Raw genomic sequence first — 17,791 nt, 5'->3', positions numbered from 1 at the left:
GCCATTCGATGCGGGGAAGCAGGCCGCGGGCCTTTTTTTTGAAGTTTTGCCTTCTCGGCGCGATTGCTGTCGGTCCGACCTCTGTGGCGGCGCTGGAAACAACGTTGAACGCCCCAGGTGCCCCAAAAGACCTGGTCGAGCGTATTGAGGAAACCTCGTCAGTTGCAACTGCCGAGGACAGGGGCTTGGACACACCGCTGGAAATTCTGTCTGCCGCTCTTTCGGATTACCGCACAATCGTTCAGATTCTGTATGATGAGGGCTATTTCAGTCCCGTCGTCAGTATCAAGCTGGACGGACAAGAAGCGGCTGACATGAGCTCGCTCACCGTTCCCAACGCGATCAACCGCGCGGTTATCACGGTTAACACCGGGCCGACCTTCAAGTTTGGCACAGCCATTGTCGCCCCTCTTGCGCCGGACACTGCCCTGCCTGAGGAGTTCGCTCCGGGCAAGCTGGCCACAACGGGTGCCATCCAACAGGCGGCCTCGGCCGGGGTTCAGGGCTGGCGCGACGCTGGCCACGCCAAGGCTGCGGTCGAAGATCAACGGGTCATCGCACGGCACGCCCAGAACCGGTTGGACGCGCAGATCGACCTGGAACCGGGAAGGCGCCTGACCTTTGGCAAGATGGTCATCAAAGGCGACACCGATGTGCGCCATCGCTCGATCGAAAAGATTGCAGGCTTCCCATCAGGAGAGGTGTATTCCCCAGCCGAAATCCAAAAGGTTGGAACCCGGCTGCGTCGTACCGGTACATTCAGTGTCGTCTCTATCGAAGAACGTGAAACGCCTAACCCTGACGGCACGCTCGATTTCGATGCCACATTCGAAGACATGCCCAAGCGTCGTCTTACGCTCGGAGGCGAGATTGCTTCAAATGCTGGATTGGATCTGACCGCAACCTGGACACATCGCAACGTATTCCGCCGCGCCGAACGGCTAAGGTTCGAAGCCGCGCTGCGTAATATCGGTGGCACCGAAGATCTGGACGGTCGCATTGGCTTGCGACTGGACCAGCCCGATAGGCTGGGGCCGGATGACAACACCTTTTGGAGTGCGTTGCTGGAACGGCGCAACACCGACAATTACAACGTGACCATCGCGTCGCTGGCATATGGTGCGCGGCGCACATTTTCCGACCGGCTTTATGCCGAGGCCTCAGCCGGTTTTCAGTGGTCGGACGCGGATGATGCTTATGGCTCAGGGCGCAAGTTCCGATACTTTATCATCCCTACTCGATCAGAATGGGACCAACGGGACAGCAAGGTCAGCGCGACCCGCGGGTTTTATCTGGACGCACAAGCCATGCCTTTCGTTGGATTTTCGGGGACAGATAACGGCATACGGCTGTTTTTCGACGGCCGCGCCTACACCAGCCTGAACACGGGCGGTCGGATCGTCCTGGCGGGCCGCGCGCAGTTGGGGTCTGTGATCGGGCCTTCGGCAAGTGACGTAACGCCCGATTTCTTGTTCTTCTCGGGCGGCGCGGGCACTGTACGCGGGCAACCCTTCGAAAGCCTCGGCATCCCGGTCAACGGCGGAATCGCAGGGGGGAAATCCTTTGTCGGGTTGTCAGGTGAGGTTCGCGGAAAGATCACAGACACGATATCTCTTGTCGGGTTTTATGACTTCGGTACGGTGGATACGTCGTCTTTCATCGGCAGTGGCGCAGAATATCATTCCGGCGCGGGCCTTGGGGTGCGGTATGATCTGGGGGGTTTCGGTCCCTTGCGACTTGACCTTGCCTTGCCGGTTCAAGGTGACACGGGCGACGGTTTGCAATTCTACATCGGGATCGGACAGGCGTTTTGATACGGCAATATTCATATCCGATTGTATCCACGGTGCTGTTCCTGACCGCACCGCCCGCCTTCGCGCAAGAGGATGATGGCGGCGGCAGTATGCTTGAGCGGTTCTTGCAGGACACGCTGTCGGGTGATGATCAGAACGTCACCGTCACTGGCCTGCAAGGGGCGCTGAGTGCACGCGCCACTATTGAAGAGATCACCATAGCAGATGATGAAGGCGTCTGGCTGACCATCAAGGATGCCGTTTTGGACTGGAATCGGCTGGCCCTGATCCGGGGACGATTTTCCGTTAATGCCCTGACTGCGCAAGAGATCGACATCGCACGCGCACCGGGTGCGACCACCTCGGATGCCCCACCGCCGTCTGCCGAAACACAACCCTTTCAACTGCCCGAACTGCCCGTCTCGATCGAGATTGGCGAAATCCAGATAGATGAGCTTTCGCTAGGCGAGCCTCTGATCGGTGTTGCGGCTGACCTTTCGGTGACAGGTAACCTGTCGCTGGCCGATGGTACGTTGGACACCAATCTGGACGTTACCCGATTGGATCGCACAGGTGACGAGATCACGCTAACCGCCGGTTTCCAGAATAACTCGCGCGAGATAAATCTGGATTTGCAGGTCACCGAAGCTGCGGGCGGCCTGATTTCAACCGCGCTGAACATCCCTGATAGCCCTCCGATCGGGTTCACAGCCAAGGGTGCGGGGCCGCTGACCGATTTCACCGCTGATATCGCACTGAGCAGCGATAACCAGCAGCGGGTCGACGGGCAGGTTCAGCTACGCGCCGCCGAAACCGGTGCGGCAGACGGCATCGCTTTCACTGCTGATCTGGGTGGCGACCTGACCCCCTTTATGGCCGAAGATCTTGACCCGTTCTTTGGCCCGAATACGCGCCTGTTCGTCGATGGCCAGACCAAGCCCGCAGGGGCGCTGGACATCCCCAAATTTGAGCTGACCACGCAAGCCCTAAACCTGAAAGGTGAGGTTCAATTGACCGAGGGCGGCAACTTGCAATTGGCAGCCCTGCAAGGTCGCATTACACCGCCAGACGGGCAGACGGTTGTACTCCCTGTAGCAGGCGGAGACACCTCGATCGAAGCGGCGCAGATTTCTGCTCTATTCAATCAAAAAAACGGCAACCTATGGCTTCTGAGTCTGACTGCCGATGCCTTTAAGTCACCGCAAGCGAATCTGGACACGGCTAGGATCACCGCGCAGGGTATTCTGGATCAAGGCGACAGGATCACCGTGCAAGGTGACCTGCAGGTTATTGCCGACGGCCTGGACTTGAATGATGAAGGGATAAATTCGGCTCTGGGTGACCGTATCACTCTGGATGGACAGTTCGACTACGGTAACGATCAATCTCTTAACCTATCCGGGTTCGAGCTAAGAGGGACCGATTATTCGCTGGCGCTGGACGCCTTAATCGACGGGCTGACCAGTGGTCTGACGGTCGACGGATCAGCTAGGCTTGAGGCGTCAGACCTAGCCCGGTTCTCAGAGGTAGCCAAGCTAGATCTGGGTGGGTCGGCTTTGGCACGGTTTGAAGGCAAAGGTTCTCCGCTGGAGGGCAGTTTTGACGGAAAGCTGGTTGTCGAAGGCCGCGATCTGGTCACAGGTCGCGATGATATCGACCCCATTATCAAGGGCGAGACCACGATAACCCTTGATGGCAGCCGCGGCAGCGACGGTATAACTATTCGTGAATTCGACCTGAACAGCGATGTCGCGCAGGCACAGGCTAGCGGCGACGTCACCACACCCGGTGGCAACCTGACGATCGACGGGCAGGCGAATGTGACAGCACCCGATCTGGCAGTTTTTTCCGGATTGGCAAAGCGCGACCTTGGTGGCGCTGTTCAAGCTGAGGTGCGCGGCAAAGGAACGGTGCAGACGTTGGAATTTGACGGCACCGCAAGCATCACCGGCCAAGATATCCAGACCGGGATGCCCGACATTGATCCCCTGCTGACCGGCAAGACCTTGGTTCAATGGGACGGTGCGCGCACCGCAGACCGGATCGAGATTCGTCAGGCAACAGTCGACAGCACTGCCGTAAACGCGCAGGTCGCCGCAACGGTGGACGATCCAACCGGCGAATTGGCCATTGACGGCAACGCCCGCGTGAACGCCCCTGATCTGTCGTTGTTCTCGGGCCTCGCCAAACGCGACCTAAGCGGCGCAGTCAACGCAACCGTTCAGGGCAATGGAAACCTTGCCAGCCGGATATTTGACATTCAGGGCAACCTGAGCGCCGATGACATTCAAACCGGCATCGAAATGGTCGACAAATTGATCCAAGGCCGGACGACCTTGCGGGTCGATGCGGCGAAGGGGGAAGACCTTGTAGATGTTCGAACCTTCCGATTGCGGGGCACAGCCTTGTCTGCCACCGCGTCGGGCAAACTGGATCGTGAGGCCGGAGGGCTGAACTTCACCGCTCAGCTTGACGACCTGTCTCGCGTCATTGCCTCAATGTCCGGGCCTCTCACGCTGGATGGCAATGTTGCCCCGACCGGGTCGGGGCTGGACGGGACGCTCAAGCTTAGCGGACCAGACAGTTCTTACGCGGCTCTGACCGGCGAGGTCACAACCGACGGCACGGCAGATTTGGATTTCGATGCAAAACTGAACAAGATCGAGCGTTTCGCACCTGAGTTCCCCGGCACCGTCGCTGTCACTGGCAACGCAAAACGCAGCAAGGGGGTCTGGACCATCGACGGTTCAGCCAATGGACCGGCTGAGATCAGCAGTACGATCGCGGGAACATTTGATGAAACCACAAGTGAAGCCGACCTGCAGGCACAGGGCGGGATCAACCTTGGCATTGCCAACATCTTTATCTCACCCAACAAGATCGAGGGAACGGCCCGACACAATCTGCGGCTCAAAGGGAAACCGGAACTCGGGTCGCTGAGTGGCAGCATTACCACTTCGGGTACATCTCTTGCCATCCCAGGGATCGGGCAGACCGTCACTGGCATCAGCGGGTCGGTAGAACTTGCTCAGAGCCGAGCCACAATTTCGCTGAATGGCGGCATGCGTGCAGGAGGGACATTTACCGTTTCTGGCCCCTTGGATCTGACACCTCCTCTCAACGCAAATATCGTCACGCGGCTTAATCAACTCGTGCTCACTGACAAACTGCTATACGAGACCACGCTAAACGGCGAAATTGCACTGACAGGCGCTTTGGCCGGAAACAGCGCAGTAGCTGGGCAGATCACGTTCGAAGAGACCAATATCAATCTGGCTGCCGCTGCCGGTGCCGTGGGCGCAGCACCCATCCCTGAAATTGAGCATATCAACGAAACTGCAGCCGGGTTCCAAACCCGCGAACGCGCGCGGCTGGTCGTTCAAGAGGACGCTGCCAAAAGCGATTCCCGCATCACACTGGATGTCAGTCTGCTGGCACCCAAAGCGGTCTTTGTGCGAGGCCGCGGTGTAAATGCCGAGCTGGGCGGACGTTTGTTTATTGGCGGCACAACAGCTTCGGTCGTTCCTTCCGGCCAGATCGAGCTGATCCGAGGTCATATCGACATTCTAGGTCGCAGACTGGCCCTGACCAAAGGACTTGTTACGCTGCAGGGTGATCTGAAGCCTTATATTGAGTTTGCTTCGTCAGCCAGTACATCCGATGGTACAGCCACGATCGAAATCGCCGGTCCGCTGGATGCACCCGCGGTAGATGTCTATTCTGACCCCGAGCGCCCCGCCGAAGAAGCATTGGCCATGCTGTTGTTCGGCAACCGTTTCTCGGAAATTTCACCCTTCATGATTGCACAAATGGCAGCATCTCTGGCACAGCTCAGCGGCGCCGGTGGCGACGCCACGAAGGGTATACGCGAGGCAACCGGCCTGGATACGATCGACGTCGGATCCGCTGAAGGTGGCGGCGGTGCGCTTGGGGCCGGCGCCTATCTTAGTGACAACCTTTACACCGACTTCACTGTAAACACCGAGGGCGATACCGAGGTGAACCTGAATCTGGACGTAACTGACAGTTTCACCGTCCGTGGCACCGTCGACGGGCGCGGGGAAACCGGTGTTGGGGTGTTTTTCGAACGCGATTACTGACCGCTACGGCGGATGCCAATAGGTTGCCCGATCTGCGGAGCAGGCTCCAAAATCTTGTGATCCTCGACCATACGGGCAAGCCGTGTTGCTGCCCAGTCAGAATAGGCCACAGACCGCCCTGTTTCGTGACTGACATTCATGAAAAGCGCTTCTTGCGTGGCGCAAACAGCATTGTCTTTTTCAGACAGCATCTGCGCAAAGTAATGACCGCGTTTCAGGTCTGAATCCAGCATCCGAAAGCGGAAATAGAACGGCTCGTCCGGCTGGACCTCACGCAGAAAATTCATGTGGGATTGCAGGACATACGGCCCCTGCTCCAGCGCCTTGACCTGCACCTCACCCAGCCCGAGGTGATCGACCATCAGCTTTTCCAGAGCCATGTCGAAGGCAACGCCGTAAAAGCCGACGTTCATGTGACAGTTATAGTCGACCCATTCCGGCAAGACTGAGAAGCCTCGGATTTCAACTGGGGCGTCATAAGGGCCGTCATGTCCGCTCAGGGGTTTATTCATCACTGTCCTCCTCAAAGATCGCGACAGCCCGCACAAAGCCTGCTGAGGCGCCTTTTATCTTGTACGGAAAACACGAGATTTCGAAACCGGTGGGCGGCAGATCTTCGAGATTGGTCAACTTTTCGATATGGCAATAGCCGATCTCCATCGAGGCGCGATGGCCTTCCCAGATGATCGACGCATCCTTGGTTTCGGCATATTCCTGAGCGGTCAGGGGAAAGGGTGCATCCCAGCTCCAGGCGTCTGTGCCGGTTACCCGCACACCGCGATTAGTCAGGTACAAGGTCGCCTCGCGTCCCATCCCGCAGCCCTTCATCAGATAGTCGGGCTGGCCGTACTGCGTGCCCGCCGACGTATTCACGATCACGATGTCAAGCGGTTGCAGATTGTGACCGATGCGCTTTAGCTCGGCCTCAACATCTGCAGCAGAGACCACATAGCCATCGTCGAAATGGCGGAAATCCAATTTGACACCGGGGTTCATGCACCATTCCAACGGCACCTCGTCGATGGTGATCGCCCGCTCGCCGTTATTCATCGTCGAGTGATGATGGTAGGGCGCATCCAGATGGGTGCCGTTATGTGTGGCGATCTGCAGCAGTTCTATTGCCCAACCCTCACCACCGGGCAGATCCTCTTTTTGCAATCCCGGAAAAAACGACATGACCTGTTCGGCGGTCTGGTCGTGGGTCATGTATTCAATCTTGGGCAGCATGATCGGTGGGTCCGACACGATGCCCATTTCCAAAGGAACAGAAAGATCGACGAAACGGCGAGGCATCGGCAACTCCATCATGAATAACGATGATAGGGTTGGCCGTGCATAAGCCGCTGTCAAGACGCGAAAAAGGCGACCTTTTGCAGGTCGCCTTACCCAATGTTCTTGGCTGGTTTGGCTATTCCGCCGCGACGGCGTCTTCGATCTTTTCGACCCGGATCGCCGAGAACTTGAACTCGGGAATCTTGCCATAGGGATCGATGGCCGAGTTGGTCAGGACGTTCGCCGCCGCCTCGACATAGGCAAACGGGATGAACACCATATCCTCGGCAATCGCCCGGTCGGCCCGCGCCATGATCTCGATCGAGCCGCGACGGGTGGTCAGACGGATCATCTCACCCGGTTCGATCCCCATCAGCTTGAGCGTGCGCGGGTTCAACGAACAGTTCGCTTCCGGCTCCACCGCGTCCAGAACGTTGGACCGGCGGGTCATCGACCCGGTGTGCCAATGCTCCAGCTGACGGCCGGTGGTGGCGATCATCGGGTATTCTTCGTCCGGTGCCTCATCCGGCGGAATGACGCTAGCCGGGGTGAACCGCGCCCGGCCGTCCGCACGCGGGAAGCCATCGCCGAACACGATCGCCTGCCCCGGATCAGTCTCTGACAGCGACGGGTAGGTGATCGTCTCGGTCTCCAGTCGCTCCCAAGTGATGTTGTTGAGCGAGTTCATCGTCAGCTTCATCTCGGCAAAGACCTGAGACACATCGGTGTAGTCCCAGTTCAAGCCGATCCGCTGCGCCAGTTCCACCGTGATCTTCCAATCCTCGCGCGCCTCACCCGGAGGCGTCACAGCGGGGCGCACCCGCTGCACCTGACGGTTGGTGTTCGACACCGTGCCGTTCTTTTCATACAGCGCTGAGGCCGGCAGGATGATGTCGGCATAGTTCGCCGTTTCGGTCAGGAAGATATCCTGCACGATCATCAGATCCAGCTTGGCCAGCGCGTCGCGTGCGTGGTTCACATCCGGGTCGGACATGGCCGGGTTCTCACCCATGATGTACATACCCTTGATGTTGCCCGCATACGCCTGATCGATGATCTCGGTGACGGTCAGACCCTTCTCATTCGAGAAATCGTCCGAATTCCAGACATCATTGAACTTGGCGCGAATGCCATCGTCCGTCACGGTCTGGTAGTCCGGCAGGAACATCGGGATCAGGCCCGCGTCAGATGCACCCTGCACGTTGTTCTGACCGCGCAGCGGGTGCAGACCCGCGCCCGGTTTACCAACGTTGCCGGTCATCAGCGCGAGGCTGATCAGGCAGCGAGAGTTATCAGTGCCGTGAATGTGCTGGCTGACGCCCATACCCCAGAAGATCAGGCCGGCCTTGGCCTGCGCAAAAGTGCGGGCGACGCGGCGCAGCTGATCCGGCTCAATACCGCAGATCGGCGCCATCGCCTCAGGCGTGAACTGGCGCAGGTGCTCTTTTTCGGCCTCCCAGTTCTCGGTCCAGCGGTGGATGTACTGACTGTCATACAGCTCTTCCTCAACGATCACATTCATGATCGCGTTGAGCATCGAGACATCCGCACCCGGACGGAACTGCAGCATTTCATCCGCAAACTTGCGCATACCGACGCCGCGCGGGTCCATCACGATCAGCTTGCCGCCGCGCTTGGCGAATTGCTTGAAGTAGGTCGCGGCAACGGGGTGGTTCTCGATCGGGTTCGAGCCGATGATGATCGCCACATCGGCGTTTTCGATCTCGTTGAAGGTCGCGGTCACAGCGCCGGAGCCGACGTTCTCGATCAGAGCAGCAACAGACGACGCGTGGCACAGACGGGTGCAGTGGTCGACGTTGTTGTGCTTGAAGCCCTGACGGATGAACTTCTGGAATAGATACGCTTCTTCGTTGGTGCATTTGGCCGAGCCAAAGCCTGCAACGCTGCGCGGATCTTCTTCGCGCAGTTCTTTCAGCTTGGAGGCGGCCAGATTCATCGCCTCTTCCCATGTCGCTTCGCGGAAATGTGTGTCCAAATTGCCGGGATCGACGTTCAGTCCCTTTTCAGGCGCGTCCTCACGACGGATCAGCGGCTTGGTCAGGCGGTGCGGGTGGTGGATGTAGTCGAATCCAAAGCGGCCTTTGACACACAGACGGCCTTCATTCGCGGGGCCGTTGATGCCCTCGACATACTTGACCTTGCCGTCCTTGACCTTCAGCGAGACTTTACAGCCCACGCCGCAGAACGGGCAGACGCTTTCGGTTTCGCTGTCGTAGTCCTTGCTGTCGCCGCGCTGGTGGTCATCCAACACGGTGGCAGGCATCAGGGCACCGGTCGGGCAGGCCTGAACGCATTCACCGCAAGCCACACAGGTTGAATCGCCCATCGGGTCGTTTTGGTCGAACACCACCTGCGCGGTGTGGCCACGACCAGCCATGCCGATCACATCATTCACCTGCACTTCACGGCAGGCGCGGACGCAAAGGTTGCAGTTGATGCAAGCGTCCAGATTGACGCGCATTGCAACGTGGCTGTCATCTAGCAGCGGGATCTTCTCGGCCTCTTTCGCCGGGAACCGGCTGTCGCTGACATCGTTCAGCTTAGCCATGTCCCAGAAATGGCTGGACGTGTCGTGGGCTTCCTCGGGCTGGTCGGCAACCAGCAGCTCCATAACCATGGCGCGTGACTTCTCGGCACGCTCGCTGTCGGTCTTGACGACCATACCGTCCGCTGCGGGACGGATGCACGAAGCGACCAGCGTGCGCTCGCCTTCCACCTCAACCATACAGGCGCGGCAGTTGCCATCGGGGCGATAGCCCGGCTGCGGCTTGTGGCACAGGTGCGGAATGGTGAACCCCTGTCCCTTCGCGGCTTCCCAGATGGTCCAGCCCTCGGGCACGGTGACATCTTCGCCGTTCAGGTTGAAGGTGACGGTCTTGTTTGGGCTTGCATCAAGCATGGCTCTGTCTCCCTCAGATTTCGTCAGCGAAATGTTTCATGACCAGACGGATCGGGTTCGGGGCCGCCTGGCCAAGACCGCAGATCGAGGCATCGCCCATCACCTGACACAGATCCTCGAGCAGATCGGTGTCCCACTTGTCGGCCTGCATCAGCTTCACCGCTTTTTCGCAGCCGGCACGGCAAGGCGTACACTGGCCGCAGCTTTCGTCTTCGAAGAAGCGCAGCATGTTCAATGCCGCGTCGCGCGCGGTATTCTGATCGGACAGAACCACCACAGCGGCAGAACCGATGAAGGTGCCATGCGGTTGCAGCGTGTCGAAGTCCAGAGGGATGTCATCCATCGACGCAGGCAACAGGCCCGAGGAGGGGCCACCGGGCTGATATGCCTTGAAGGTTTGGCCGTCGGCCATGCCACCAGCTGCCTCAATCACATCCAAAATGGTCGACCCTGCGGGCAGTAGGTAAACACCCGGCTTCGCCACACGGCCCGAGATCGAATAGCTGCGCAGACCCTTGCGGCCATTCTTTTCGGTGCTGTTGAGGCACTCAGGTCCCTCGCGGCAGACTTTGGTGACCCAGTACAGCGTCTCGACATTGTGCACCAAGGTCGGGCGGTTAAAGACCCCAACCTGCGCCACGAACGGAGGACGGTGACGCGGCAGGCCCTTCTTGCCTTCGATGGATTCAATCATCGCGGATTCTTCACCGCAGATATACGCACCGGCACCGCGGCGCAGGTCGATGTAACCCGGCTCAACAATCCCGGCGTTTTCCAGCGCGGCGATCTCACGGCGCAGGATTTCCAGAACCGCCGGGTATTCGTCGCGCATGTAGATAAAGCAGGTCTCGGCCTCGACGGCCCATGCGGCGATCAGCATACCCTCAAGGAAGACATGCGGCGTGCGCTCCAGGTAATAGCGGTCTTTGAACGTGCCGGGTTCGCCCTCGTCCCCGTTCACAGCCAGATAGCGCGGTCCTTCGTTCATGCGAACAAAGCCCCATTTCTTGCCGGATGGGAAGCCCGCGCCGCCCAGACCACGCAGGCCCGAGGACAGGACGTCTTTCTGCACCTTCTCCCAATCGCCGCCGTCACGCAGCTCTTTCAGCTTGGCGTAGCCGCCATTTACTTCATAGGCCGCAAAGGCTTCGTAGTCGGGCAGATGGGCGTGGGTGTCACCGGCGGCAATCGCGGCCTGCACCTTTTCTGGGGTCGCGTGGTCGATATGGTTATGACCAATCTCCAGCACCGGAGCGGTGTCACAACGACCCATGCACGGCGCGCGGACAACGCGCACCTCGGAGGGGTCCAGCCCATCTTCCAGCGCCTTTTGCAATTGCTGAGCACCGGCCATTTCACAGGACAGGGAATCACAGACCCGGATGGTCAACGCCGGAGGAGGCGTCTCGCCTTCTTTCACCACATCGAAATGAGCATAGAAGGTAGCGGTCTCATAGATCTCGGCCTGACCGATGCGCATCTCGACCGCCAGAGCGGCGATGTGGTCGGCGCTGATATGGCCGTGTTCGTCCTGAATCAAATGCAGGAATTCGATCAGCAGGTCGCGGCGGCGCGGGCGATCGCCCAGCAGGCGGTGAATCTCAGCCTGTGCCTCATCCGTGAACTGACGGCCTTTGGGCGTGTGCCGCCCTTTGCCTTTACCTGACTTCCAGACGCCTTTGGGTGCGCCTGATGGCTTGGTGTCTAATGGTGCCATGATGCCCTCCGATTAAGGCTCCGTGTCTCATCAGACTAACATATCGTCAAATCTCTTGTCGCAATCGTACGATAACGACAGCTTATCACCGCAAAGACGTCACCACAGCGCGCAAAGCTTCAACAGTCGGTAGTTCCGGATCGCGGCTCAGGGTCGCCAGACAAATCGGTTTACTGACAACGGGATCGACCAGGGGCAGCACCTTCGTCCCCTTCAAATCGCCCAGCGCACGGACCAGAACCCGAGGCACCACGGTAGCCGCCAACCCCTCACGCGCCATGACCATCGAGGCGGTGAATCCGCTGGTTTCGGCCACAACATCCGGATGCAGGCCCTGTTCGGCGAATATCCGATCCAGAATACGTCGATTCTGCATCTGCGGCTCCAGCAGGCTGAGTGGGAACTCGGCCACCCTCGCCCACGGAATCGACCCGGCTTCATCCGTCATATGCGACGGCACCAGCAGAACATAGGTTTCCTCATACAAAGGCTGCACCTGTCGCAGATCAGTACCGATACTGTCGCCATATGTGATGCCCGCATCCAGACTGCCCTCATCCAGCCGGTGCTGAATGGCCGTTGCCGACATGGTTTCGATCCGCGTGATGATACGGGGATGGGCGTCACGCAACCGTTTGATCAGGCGACCGGTAAAGGCAATTGCGGTCGGGATCACGCCCAGAATCAACGTCCCGGTAATCTCGCCCTTAGCGGCCAGAACCTGCTGTTCCAGCGCCTTGGTGTCATCGAGGATACGCCGCGCCCGCTGGACGATCATCTCGCCTTCTTCTGTCAGGCCCTGAAATCGGTTCGCACGGCGCACAATGGAAACACCCAACCGGTCCTCAAGATTGCGAATGCGCATCGAGAACGCAGGCTGCGAAATCCCGCATTCCTCGGCCGCTTTGGCAAAGTGGCGATGTCGCGCCAAGGCGCTGAGGAGTTGGAGGTCGCGGATTTCGATCATTTGAGGTCACTTCAATATGGCGAGGCAACCTCAACAATATAGTCTTTTGCAAAAAGAGAAAATTAGCAGTGTTAGATGTTCGCGCATTGGCTTTTCTGCCCACGATAGTCTTCCAAGAGCACACTCTTCTGCTAGGTCGAAATATGCTCAGTTAAGGATTATCAAATCTCTTATCGCATGGACTGCAAAGCATGAAACCGGTATCCGTGGGCGGCATTTGTCCGCTGAATGATACTTGCAACCACCTGCCCAAAGAGAAAATAATGCACCATCTGTACTGTATCTTGATTGGCATCTGTAGTTTGTTCTGGGCACCGCTCAGTGCGACGGCAGGCGTAGCACTACGAGATGCCTTCGATGCTTGTGAGGCCAGCGTGGTCCAAAACACGATTGCTCCTATGTTGGAGCTTGGCGAGGTTATCGGACAAAATGAACGCGGACAGCGGATCCGGATTGATACCGTTGCAGGAACACTTCTAGCCGATGTTTCTCCGACAAGGGATAATGTGGCTAGGTGCATATTGTGGGGCAAACACCCAACTCTAGAAGCTGAATTCACGAACGATTGGCAGGATTGGGCCGAATGGGGCGAAGTCGAAGAAGCAGCCCAAGCCTGGTATGATGTCAGTAAGAATGTTGCAGGGAACGTCGACTTAACGGACACTCGGCAACCAGGGTTTGTTGTAGCCCGATGCAACGTCCGTAAAGATGGCATCGTACTGGCAGTCCAACCTGTCAGAACTGGTGCAATACGACAGGTTTATCCCAAATTGGACCCACCTCCGAAACCACGAGTATTTTTCCAATTCAGCGTAATGAGAGCATTGCCAGGCAGATGTCAGGCTGCGGTTGAGGCGTTCTCAGACAGATAAGCAGGCTATTCTGCGCGCGCTTAATGCTCAGCATGAACTTGCCGTGTATTTAAGCCGCGAAATATTCTTTCAAATCCGAAAAAGGGATGGTTCACACTCACGTATTGAACAAGAAATGCATCACATCGCCATCCTTGACGATGTAGCCCTTGCCCTCAGCCCGCATCTTGCCCGCTTCTTTGGCTCCCTGCTCACCATTGGCCGCGATGTAGTCGTCGTAGGAGATGGTCTCGGCGCGGATGAAGCCCTTCTCAAAATCACCGTGGATCACACCTGCGGCCTGAGGGGCGGCGGTGCCGGTGCGGATGGTCCAGGCGCGGGCCTCTTTCGGGCCGACGGTGAAATAGGTTTCCAGTTTCAGCAGGTCGTAGCCTGCGCGGATCAAACGATCGAGGCCGGGTTCTTCCAGACCCATTTCCTCAAGGAACATCTGGGCTTCGTCTTCTTCCAGCAGGCTGATCTCTTCTTCGATCTTGGCGCTGATGATGACATGCGCATTGCCCTGCGCCGCAGCCATCTCGGCGACTTTTGCTGAGTATTCGTTGCCTTCGGCGGCTTCTTCCTCGGACACGTTGCAGACGTAGAGCACGGGCTTGGTAGTCAGCAGTTGCAGCATCTTCCAGGCCTTGGCGTCTTCGGCGGTGACCTCAACCAAACGCGCGGGTTTGCCGCTTTCCAGCATAGCCTGCGCCTCGGCTAGCAGACGGTCTTGCTGTTGCGCCTCTTTGTCGTTGCCTTTCAGCTTGCGCACCAGATTGGCGCGGCGCTTTTCGATGCTTTCCAGATCGGCCAGCATCAGCTCGGTCTCGATCGTGTCGGCATCGGCGACCGGATCGACGCGGCCGTCCACATGGGTCACGTCGCCGTCTTCGAAACAGCGCAGCACATGGGCGATGGCATCGGTCTCACGAATGTTGGCCAGAAACTGGTTGCCCAGCCCCTCGCCTTTTGAGGCGCCCTTTACCAGACCTGCGATATCCACAAAGGTCATCCGCGTCGGAATGATCTGTTTCGAGCTTGCAATCGCCGCCAGCTTGTCCAGCCGATCATCAGGTACAGCAACATCACCCACATTGGGTTCAATGGTGCAAAACGGGAAATTCGCCGCCTGCGCGGCTGCGGTTTTGGTCAACGCATTGAAGAGGGTCGACTTGCCCACATTCGGCAGACCCACGATTCCCATTTTAAAGCCCATGCTGGCCTCCTGAAGCGATACGACGGCGTCTTCTAGGCAGGTCCGGGGAAATGCGCAAGTCGGACGACAAAACGGTATGGAAAGTCCGAATTGCAACATCACGGAAAAGTTCACAACGTGTGAACTTGCCTGAATTGAAAACAGCCCCCTAAACTCACCACGTAGAATGTTGTGATCAAACAAATAGTGAAGACCTAAGATGAAATACGTTACTGCAGCCTTTGCGCTGCTTTGTGCCGCACAGGCCGCGCAGGCCCAGTCCGTAATCCTTGGCGCTGGATATTCAGATTTTTCCGACAGTGCAGCCGATGACGAAGCCGTTTTTGCGCTTGAATACCAACACCGCCCGTTTCACGAGGCCACTCGCTTTTCGGCAACCTGGGGCAGTGCCTTGTCAGTCGACACGGCAGGCAATGTTCATGTCGGTATCGGCCTCGTCGGATATTACACGTTTGCCGACCGCTGGTTCGTCGAAGGCAGTGTCATGCCAGGGTATTTCTCGGAAAGTGATGACTTGAACGATCTGGGCGGCGAATTCCAGATTCGCAGTTTGCTGGGCGTCGGTTACACGCTGGACAATGGCAACAGGATCTCAGTGGCAATCACTCATAAATCCAACGCCAGTACGCAGGATGACAACCCGGGCGTCAATTCAGCACTTCTAAGGTATCACTTCGCATTCTGATGCCTTTGCAGCAGGACCGGGATTGATTTTCGGGCAAAGTTTCTGCACATCAGGTCGAAACCTGAATGCAAGGACTGCAGATGACCCGTATCGACGCCAAGTTCGCCGCCCTTAAGGCCGAAGGGAAAAAGGCCTTTGTCGCTTATATCATGGCAGGCGACCCAGATTTCGACACCTCGCTTGAGGTCGTAAAGGGCCTGCCCGGTACCGGAGTCGATGTTATCGAACTGGGTTTGCCCTTCACCGACCCGATGGCGGATGGTCCGACCATTCAGGCCGCTGGTCAGCGCGCTCTTGATGGGGGGATGACCCTGCAAAGGACGTTGGACCTGGCCCGCGCCTTCCGCGAAACCGATGATACCACCCCCATTGTGTTGATGGGCTACTACAACCCGATCTACAGCCGTGGCGTTGATACCTTCTTGACCGACGCCAAAGAGGCCGGGATCGACGGCCTGATCGTAGTTGATCTGCCGCCGGAAGAAGATGAAGAGCTTTGCCTGCCAGCCCAGGCCGCAGGTCTTAACTTTATCCGACTGGCCACACCAACCACTGACGACAAACGCCTGCCCCGCGTCCTGCAAAATACGTCGGGCTTTGTTTATTACGTCTCGATCACGGGCATAACCGGCTCGGCCGAAGCACAGGCCACGAATGTCGGCCCTGAAGTGGCACGGATCAAAGCCGCAACCGACCTGCCCGTCATCGTCGGTTTTGGCATTAGCACGCCCGAGAAATCTCAAGCGATTGCAAGTGTTGCGGACGGTGCCGTAGTCGGTTCGGCCATCGTCAGCCAGATCGCCCAAGGCAAACCCGTGGCCGAGGTTCTGGATTTCGTGAAATCACTGGCCGACGGCGCGCATTCAGCCTGATCTTTCAGCCCTTCCTTAAGAAGCCACAGCAAGCCACCTGCCTGCTGTGGCTTTTTCATGCCTGCCCCCGATTGCTCCCTTGAAAATGCGCCTGTACAAATTCTTAACCACTTAAGAAAAGGCGTTGGCGCATGCCCGTGATCACCACTATCGAAGACCTGCGACGCATCTACGAACGCCGCGTGCCCCGGATGTTTTATGACTACGCCGAAAGCGGCAGCTGGACCGAGCAGACCTTTCGCGAAAACAGCTCGGATTTCTCGGATATCCGCCTGCGCCAAAGGGTTGCCGTGGACATGGCCGGGCGATCGACAGCCTCGCAAATGATCGGTGAAGATGTCGCAATGCCAGTCGCCCTGGCTCCGGTCGGACTGACAGGCATGCAACACGCGGATGGCGAGATGAAGGCCGCCAAAGCCGCTGAAGAGTTTGGTGTGCCCTTTACCCTGTCCACCATGTCGATCAATTCAATCGAAGATGTGGCCGAGCACACGACGAAACCTTTCTGGTTTCAGCTCTATACGATGAGGGATCAGGACTATGTCAGCCGCCTGATCCAACGCGCCAAGGATGCGAAATGTTCGGCTTTGGTGATCACACTTGACCTTCAGATCCTGGGCCAGCGCCATAAGGACCTCAAGAACGGCTTGTCAGCGCCGCCGAAACTGACGGCTAAAACCATCGCAAACCTGATGACCAAGTGGTCCTGGGGGATCGAGATGTTGGGCGCAAAACGGCGCGAGTTCGGAAATATCGTGGGTCATGTCGAAGGTATCTCAGACACTTCGTCCCTTGGCGCATGGACGGCTGAGCAATTCGACCCCAGCCTTGATTGGGTCAAGGTCGAAAAACTGATGGAACAATGGGGCGGCAAGGTCATCCTCAAGGGCATTCTGGACGCCGAAGACGCCAAAATGGCTGCAAAACTGGGCGCTGATGCCATTATCGTATCCAACCATGGCGGGCGGCAACTGGATGGGGCCCTCAGTTCCATTCGAATGCTACCTCAGATCATGGATGCCGTCGGCGACGACATAGAAGTCCACTTGGACAGTGGTATCCGCTCGGGTCAAGATGTTCTGAAGGCCCTCGCCTTAGGAGCCAAAGGTACATACATCGGCCGTGCGTTTGTCTATGGGCTGGGCGCGATGGGTCAGAAAGGTGTGACCACTACGCTAGAGGTGATCCAGAAAGAGCTCGACACGACCATCGCGCTTTGCGGCGAACGGAACATTGACGATCTGGGGCGGCATAACCTGCTGGTTCCTGAAGATTTCTGCGGGCGATGGCAAAGCTGAACCGCCGGAATTGGGGCTCTGCCCCCGCCGCCCTTGCCGGGCGACTCCCCCGAGATATTTCTGGCCAGATGAAGTTGCGGATCCTCTATTCATCTGGCTA

The 17,791-nt window shown here is 57.8% G+C and carries 12 protein-coding genes; 6 read left to right on the top strand and 6 right to left on the bottom strand.

The window, feature by feature from the left end; translation table 11 throughout:
• Nucleotides 1-8: 8 nt before the first annotated feature.
• Both ACR0D7_RS08390 and ACR0D7_RS08385 read left to right on the top strand, forming a co-directional pair.
• The gene (locus tag ACR0D7_RS08390; protein ID WP_480678629.1) at nucleotides 9-1,814 is read left to right on the top strand and encodes an autotransporter assembly complex protein TamA; all 1,806 of its coding nucleotides are present in this window, start codon (nucleotides 9-11) and stop codon (nucleotides 1,812-1,814) included.
• Entirely contained in the window at nucleotides 1,811-5,893 is a 4,083-nt protein-coding gene (locus ACR0D7_RS08385) for a translocation/assembly module TamB domain-containing protein (protein WP_480678628.1), read from the top strand. The genes ACR0D7_RS08390 and ACR0D7_RS08385 overlap by 4 nt, the downstream gene beginning before the upstream one ends.
• On the opposite strand, the gene ACR0D7_RS08380 is transcribed toward ACR0D7_RS08385, so the two are convergent.
• The 5 genes from ACR0D7_RS08380 to ACR0D7_RS08360 all read right to left on the bottom strand — a co-directional run bounded on the left by ACR0D7_RS08380 (nucleotide 5,887) and on the right by ACR0D7_RS08360 (nucleotide 12,769).
• Nucleotides 5,887-6,405 carry a thioesterase family protein gene (locus ACR0D7_RS08380; RefSeq protein WP_480678627.1) on the bottom strand — a complete coding sequence of 173 codons (519 nt, stop codon included), beginning with the start codon at nucleotides 6,403-6,405 and terminating at the stop codon, nucleotides 5,887-5,889. The genes ACR0D7_RS08385 and ACR0D7_RS08380 overlap by 7 nt on opposite strands.
• On the bottom strand, nucleotides 6,398-7,186 hold the full coding sequence (locus ACR0D7_RS08375; RefSeq protein WP_480678626.1) for a cyclase family protein: 789 nt from the start codon (nucleotides 7,184-7,186) through the stop codon (nucleotides 6,398-6,400). Before ACR0D7_RS08375 ends, ACR0D7_RS08380 begins: the two co-directional genes overlap by 8 nt.
• 115 nt (nucleotides 7,187-7,301) lie before the next feature.
• Entirely contained in the window at nucleotides 7,302-10,085 is a 2,784-nt protein-coding gene (gene fdhF, locus ACR0D7_RS08370) for a formate dehydrogenase subunit alpha (protein ID WP_480678625.1), read from the bottom strand.
• A gap of 13 nt (nucleotides 10,086-10,098) precedes the next feature.
• Nucleotides 10,099-11,802 (bottom strand): NAD(P)H-dependent oxidoreductase subunit E, encoded by a 1,704-nt coding sequence (locus ACR0D7_RS08365; RefSeq protein WP_480678624.1) that lies wholly within the window; start codon nucleotides 11,800-11,802, stop codon nucleotides 10,099-10,101.
• An 85-nt stretch (nucleotides 11,803-11,887) separates the two neighbouring features.
• Complete coding sequence (locus ACR0D7_RS08360) at nucleotides 11,888-12,769, bottom strand: LysR family transcriptional regulator (RefSeq protein ID WP_480678623.1); 882 nt, start codon at nucleotides 12,767-12,769, stop codon at nucleotides 11,888-11,890.
• Between the two features lie 191 nt (nucleotides 12,770-12,960).
• Here ACR0D7_RS08360 and ACR0D7_RS08355 point away from each other — a divergent pair, with 191 nt between their 5' ends.
• Nucleotides 12,961-13,641: a hypothetical protein gene (locus ACR0D7_RS08355; RefSeq protein ID WP_480678622.1), complete on the top strand. Its 681-nt coding sequence runs from the start codon at nucleotides 12,961-12,963 to the stop codon at nucleotides 13,639-13,641.
• A 97-nt stretch (nucleotides 13,642-13,738) separates the two neighbouring features.
• Here ACR0D7_RS08355 and ychF read toward each other — a convergent pair whose 3' ends face one another.
• On the bottom strand, nucleotides 13,739-14,836 hold the full coding sequence (gene ychF, locus ACR0D7_RS08350; RefSeq protein WP_480678621.1) for a redox-regulated ATPase YchF: 1,098 nt from the start codon (nucleotides 14,834-14,836) through the stop codon (nucleotides 13,739-13,741).
• 199 nt (nucleotides 14,837-15,035) lie between these two features.
• On the opposite strand from ychF, the gene ACR0D7_RS08345 reads away from it, so the two are divergent.
• The 3 genes from ACR0D7_RS08345 to ACR0D7_RS08335 all read left to right on the top strand — a co-directional run bounded on the left by ACR0D7_RS08345 (nucleotide 15,036) and on the right by ACR0D7_RS08335 (nucleotide 17,691).
• Nucleotides 15,036-15,521 carry an acyloxyacyl hydrolase gene (locus tag ACR0D7_RS08345; RefSeq protein WP_480678620.1) on the top strand — a complete coding sequence of 162 codons (486 nt, stop codon included), beginning with the start codon at nucleotides 15,036-15,038 and terminating at the stop codon, nucleotides 15,519-15,521.
• Nucleotides 15,522-15,601: 80 nt separating this feature from the next.
• A complete protein-coding gene (gene trpA, locus ACR0D7_RS08340) occupies nucleotides 15,602-16,393 on the top strand; it encodes a tryptophan synthase subunit alpha (RefSeq protein WP_480678619.1) in 792 nt (263 codons plus the stop codon).
• Between the two features lie 131 nt (nucleotides 16,394-16,524).
• On the top strand, nucleotides 16,525-17,691 hold the full coding sequence (locus tag ACR0D7_RS08335; RefSeq protein WP_480678618.1) for an alpha-hydroxy acid oxidase: 1,167 nt from the start codon (nucleotides 16,525-16,527) through the stop codon (nucleotides 17,689-17,691).
• Nucleotides 17,692-17,791 lie beyond the last annotated feature (100 nt).

It is taken from the genome of Ruegeria sp. BB7 (assembly GCF_056539365.1).
The sequence above is the reverse complement of the archived record's forward strand: the minus strand, read 5'-3'. Positions and strand labels throughout refer to the sequence as shown.